5 protein-coding genes are annotated in these 5,186 nt (G+C 64.6%); all 5 read left to right on the forward strand.

Annotation, left to right across the window (positions count from 1 at the left end; all coding sequences use genetic code 11):
• Nucleotides 1-7 precede the first annotated feature (7 nt).
• Nucleotides 8-148, forward strand: coding sequence for a hypothetical protein (locus AC1DYX_RS27390; RefSeq protein ID WP_477264781.1), 141 nt, complete (start codon nt 8-10; stop codon nt 146-148).
• A 176-nt stretch (nt 149-324) separates the two neighbouring features.
• Nucleotides 325-1,845 carry an aldehyde dehydrogenase gene (gene adh / locus AC1DYX_RS27395; RefSeq protein WP_477264775.1) on the forward strand — a complete coding sequence of 507 codons (1,521 nt, stop codon included), beginning with the start codon at nt 325-327 and terminating at the stop codon, nt 1,843-1,845.
• A gap of 12 nt (nt 1,846-1,857) precedes the next feature.
• A complete protein-coding gene (locus AC1DYX_RS27400; RefSeq protein WP_477264777.1) occupies nt 1,858-2,238 on the forward strand; it encodes a DUF779 domain-containing protein in 381 nt (126 codons plus the stop codon).
• 126 nt (nt 2,239-2,364) lie between these two features.
• Nucleotides 2,365-4,101 carry a PQQ-dependent methanol/ethanol family dehydrogenase gene (locus AC1DYX_RS27405; RefSeq protein ID WP_477264783.1) on the forward strand — a complete coding sequence of 579 codons (1,737 nt, stop codon included), beginning with the start codon at nt 2,365-2,367 and terminating at the stop codon, nt 4,099-4,101.
• Between the two features lie 289 nt (nt 4,102-4,390).
• Nucleotides 4,391-5,186, forward strand: a 796-nt coding sequence (locus AC1DYX_RS27410) for a porin (RefSeq protein ID WP_477264779.1), incomplete at its 3' end; no start/stop codon positions are given.

Raw genomic sequence — 5,186 nt, forward strand, 5'->3', positions numbered from 1 at the left:
GTGGAACATGGCGCTCACACCGGACGGCGCCCGGCTGTATGTGGCGAACGGCCGCTCGGACAGCGTGTCCGTGATCGACACGGCTGTGGGCGAGAAGACGGGCGACATCGCCGTGGGCCGGTTGCCCTGGGGTGTCRTGATCCGCTGAGCTGTTCAAGTTTGGGACAGGTGTACCAGAAACGGCCGGCGTGAAGGCGTCCGGCAAGGCCAAAACAGGCCAAACAGACAAAACGCGGGCTGGCACGGCGTTTGCGAAAGAAGGGGAGTACTTCCAAAACACCGGTGCCGGCAACGGCCAATTCACTCACAGAGAAAGAGGATGACATGAATCTCGCGGATATCAGCAAACTCGGCGTCGCCAACCCGTTCCGCCAACGCTACGATAATTTCATCGGCGGGCAGTTCGTCGCGCCGGCCAGGGGCGAGTACTTCGCCAACGTCACGCCGATCAGCGGCCAGCCGTTCTGCGAAGTCGCGCGTTCGACTGCGGAAGATGTCGAGCTGGYGCTGGACGCCGCCCATGCCGCCAAGGACGCGTGGGCGAAGACGTCGCCGGCCGAACGCGCCAACATCCTGAACCGCATCGCCGACCGCATGGAGCAGAACCTGCGGCTGCTGGCGACCGCCGAGACCATCGACAACGGCAAGCCGATCCGCGAAACGATGGCTGCCGACATCCCGCTGGCGATCGACCATTTCCGCTACTTCGCCAGCTGCATCCGCACGCAGGAAGGCGCGATCTCGACCATCGACAGCGAAACGTATGCGTACCACTTCCATGAACCSCTGGGCGTSGTCGGSCAGATCATCCCGTGGAACTTCCCGATCCTGATGGCGGTGTGGAAGCTGGCCCCCGCGCTCGCCGCCGGCAACTGCGTCGTGCTGAAACCGGCCGAGCAGACTCCGGCATCGATCATGGTGCTGGTCGAGCTGATCGCCGACCTGCTGCCGGCGGGCGTCGTCAACGTCGTCAACGGCTTCGGCCTGGAAGCCGGCAAGCCGCTCGCATCGAGCAAACGCATCGCCAAGATCGCCTTCACGGGCGAGACGGGCACCGGCCGCCTGATCATGCAATACGCGGCACAGAACCTGATTCCCGTGACGCTGGAATTAGGTGGCAAGTCGCCGAACATCTTCTTTGCGGACGTGATGGATGCGGACGACGAGTTCTTCGACAAATGCCTGGAGGGCTTCGCGATGTTCGCGCTGAACCAGGGTGAAGTCTGCACCTGCCCGTCGCGTGTGCTGATCCAGGAATCGATCTACGAGAAATTCATCGAGCGCGCACTGGCCCGCGTTGAGAGCATCAAGGCAGGTAACCCGCTCGACGAGAGCACGATGATCGGCGCCCAGGCATCGAAGGAGCAGCTGGAAAAGATCCTGTCCTACCTGGACATCGGCCGCCAGGAAGGCGCCCAGGTGCTGGCGGGCGGCGGGCAGGCCACGCACGACGGGGACCTCTCCGGCGGTTACTACGTGCGTCCGACCGTGTTCAAGGGCGACAACAGCATGCGCATCTTCCAGGAAGAGATCTTCGGCCCGGTCGTCTCGGTCACGACGTTCAAGGATGAAGCGGACGCGCTACGCATCGCCAACGACACGCTGTACGGTCTCGGCGCCGGCCTGTGGACGCGCGACGGCAGCCGCGCCTTCCGCGTGGGCCGCGCAATCCAGGCGGGCCGCGTGTGGACCAACTGCTACCACCTGTACCCGGCGCACGCCGCGTTCGGTGGCTACAAGCAGTCGGGCATCGGCCGCGAGAACCACAAGATGATGCTCGACCACTACCAGCAGACCAAGAACCTGCTGGTGAGCTACAGCCCGAAAGCACTGGGCTTCTTCTGACCCCCAAGGGCCATGACAGCCAATATCGAACGCGTGACCGCGACCCCCGCCGCGCTGGCCTTCATCGGCGAGCTGCGGCGGCACCACGGCCCGCTGATGTTCTTCCAGTCCGGCGGCTGTTGCGACGGCAGCACGCCGATGTGCTACGCCGCCGGGGAATTCGACCTGTCCGATACCGACGTCTACCTGGGCAACCTGGACGGGGCACCGTTCTACATCGGGCTGGAACAGTTCGGTTATTGGGAACACACCCAGTTGATCATCGATGTGGTGGAGGGCAATGGCGGCATGTTCTCGCTCGATAACGGCACGGGCCGGCGCTTTCTCACGCGCTCGCGCCTGTTCACCGACGAGGAATGCGGCCAGCTGCGTGACCAGGCGCCCGGACCCTGATTACCAGTAGGGTGGGCACCCCTGTGCCCACCAGGCGCATGCGGTCCGCAAACGTTATGGCGGGCACGGGGTGCCCACCCTATAAAGACCACAAAGACAACATAGGAGACAACCGTGAAGAAGACAATGACCGTCCTGCTCGCAGGACTTGCTCCCCTGGCTTTCCTCGCCCAGGCGGCCGACATCACCAATGCGATGCTCGACAATGCAGCGAAGGATACGAAGAACGTGCTGTCGTTCGGCATGGGCTCGCAGGGCCAGCGCTATTCGACGCTCACCCAGATCAATACGAAGACCGTCGGCCAGCTGGTGCCCGCATGGTCGTTCTCGTTCGGTGGCGAAAAGCAGCGCGGCCAGGAATCGCAGCCCGTCATCGCCAACGGCAAGATGTTCGTCACCGCGTCGTACTCGCGCATCTTCGCGATCGACCTGAAGACGGGCAACAAGCTGTGGAAGTACGAGCACCGCCTGCCGGAAGCGATCATGCCGTGCTGCGACGTCGTCAACCGTGGCGCCGCGTTGTACGGCAACCTGGTCATCTTCGGCACGCTGGATGCGCAACTGGTCGCGCTCGACCAGGACACGGGCAAGGTCGTGTGGAAGGAAAAGGTCGACGATTACGCGGCCGGCTATTCGATGACGGCGGCGCCGTTGATCGCCAAAGGTGTGCTGATCACCGGCGTGTCGGGCGGCGAGTTCGGCATCGTCGGCCGCGTCGAGGGCCGCAATCCGCTGACCGGTGAACTGCTGTGGATGCGCCCGACCGTCGAAGGCCACATGGGGTACCGCTACGACAAGGACGGCAAGGCCATCGAGGCCGGCGTCACGGGCACCGTTAACAAGACCTGGCCGGGCGACCTGTGGAAGACGGGCGGCGCCTCGACCTGGATGGGCGGCACGTACGACCCCGCCACGGGCCTCGCGTACTTCGGCACCGGCAACCCGGCGCCGTGGAACAGCCACCTGCGTCCCGGCGACAACCTGTACTCGTCGTCGACCGTGGCGCTCGATCCGGAAACGGGCCAGATCAAATGGGCCTACCAGAGCACCCCGAACGATTCGTGGGACTTCGACGGCGCCAACGAATTCGTCACGTTCGACATGAACGGCAAGCGCTACGGCGGCAAGGCCGACCGCAACGGGTTCTTCTACGTGATCGACGCGAAGACGGGGCAGTTGCAGAATGCCTTCCCCTTCGTGCGCAAGATCACGTGGGCGAGYGGCATCGACCTGAAGACCGGGCGTCCGAACTTCATCGCCGCGAATCGTCCCAGCGACCCGACCAAGGGCGGGGACGGCAAGAAGGGCTCGACCGTGTTCTCGGCGCCGGCGTTCCTGGGGGCGAAGAACCAGATGCCGATGGCCTACAGCCCGCAGACCGGCCTGTTCTACGTGCCGGCCAACGAGTGGGGCATGGAGATCTGGAACGAGCCGATCTCGTACAAGAAGGGCGGTGCCTACCTCGGCGCCGGTTTCACCATCAAGCCGCTGAACGACGACTACATCGGCGCACTGCGTGCGGTCGATCCGAAGACCGGCAAGATCGTCTGGGAGAACAAGAACTCGGCACCGCTATGGGGCGGCGTGATGACGACGGYCGGTGGTCTCGTCTTCTACGGCACGCCCGAAGGCTTCCTGAAGGCCCTCGACGCGAAGACGGGCAAGGAACTGTGGAAGTTCCAGACCGGTTCCGGTGTCGTGGCACCTCCGGTGACGTGGGAAGACGGCGGCGTGCAATACGTGGCCGTCGTCTCGGGCTGGGGTGGCGCCGTGCCGCTGTGGGGCGGCGAGGTCGCCAAGAAGGTCAACTTCCTCGAACAGGGCGGCTCGGTGTGGGTGTTCAAGCTCGCCACGAAGATCTGATTTACGGTATGTGATGGTCAGGGAGGGTTATGCAAAGGCTGCGGCGGCGGCTGGCGTCAAGACCCTGTTTTGCGGCGACCTCGGTCGCCGTTTTTTTATTTATATCGTTTACTTAATTTACGCTGATGCCGGTCAAATCTGGCACACCTGCCCAGGAATTTGATCCGATTCGCGACAGCCGCACGCGCGAAACCTTGCTGCCGGGCCGCAAACGGCCGGGCACGCTACTTGCCAGTATGGAGAGGCATCGCCCCGATGCGCACCCTACAACAAGTCAGCGAGGAGATACATGAAAAAGGTTCACGCACTGGCCGTCCTGGCCTCCATGAGCGCATGCGCGCAGCAGGCATCTGCGGTCGACATGAAGGCCGGCGACTGGACGGTCAATGTCGGCGGCATCGTCAACGCATATTACACGGGCGTGTCCTGCAGCGGCGATGCCGTCGGCGGGCTGGCGCTGGCCGGAAGGGCGCTCGGTTGCGGCGGCGAGGATCGCCGCACCACCATCGGCAACGGCCTGCTGCCGAGCGGCCTCGTGACGTCGGCGTCGTCGACGCAGGGCGGGTTCGACGTCACCGCCAGGATCGGCATCTACGCCGCCACCGCCACCGACAGCGCGATCAGCCAGAACAGCACGGTCGACGTGCGCCAGGCCTTCTTCACGTTCGGCCGTGCCGACCTCGGCACCTTCAAGCTGGGCCGCGACTACGGCATCTTCGGCGCCAACGCGATCCTGGGCGACATGACGCTGGTCGGCGCCGGCGCGCCCGTGCAGGCCACCCAGCGCGGCCGCGTGACGCTGGGCCATATCGGCGCCGGCTACAGCTACCTGGGCACGTATGGCCAGATCGTCTACAGCACGCCCGCGAACGCGTCCGGCATCGGCGTCGACGTCGGCGTGATGAGCCCCGTGTCCGATACGCCCGTCATCGCCGGCTCGCGCTATTCGACCCGGTCGAGCCCCCAGGTGCAGGCCCGCCTGAGCTTCGCGCAGGATGGCTTCAAGGCCTGGCTCGGTGCCAAGACCCAGCGTTTCGTAGCGCAGACGCCAGGGACCGGTGACCTGACGATGAACGGTGTGGAAG

This window comes from Massilia sp. P2_C2, assembly GCF_056404615.1.

Coding starts and splice junctions, on each gene's coding strand:
- AC1DYX_RS27400 (WP_477264777.1), top strand. CDS start 1,858: ATGACAGCCAATATCGAACGCGTGACCGCGACCCCCGCCGCGCTGGCC.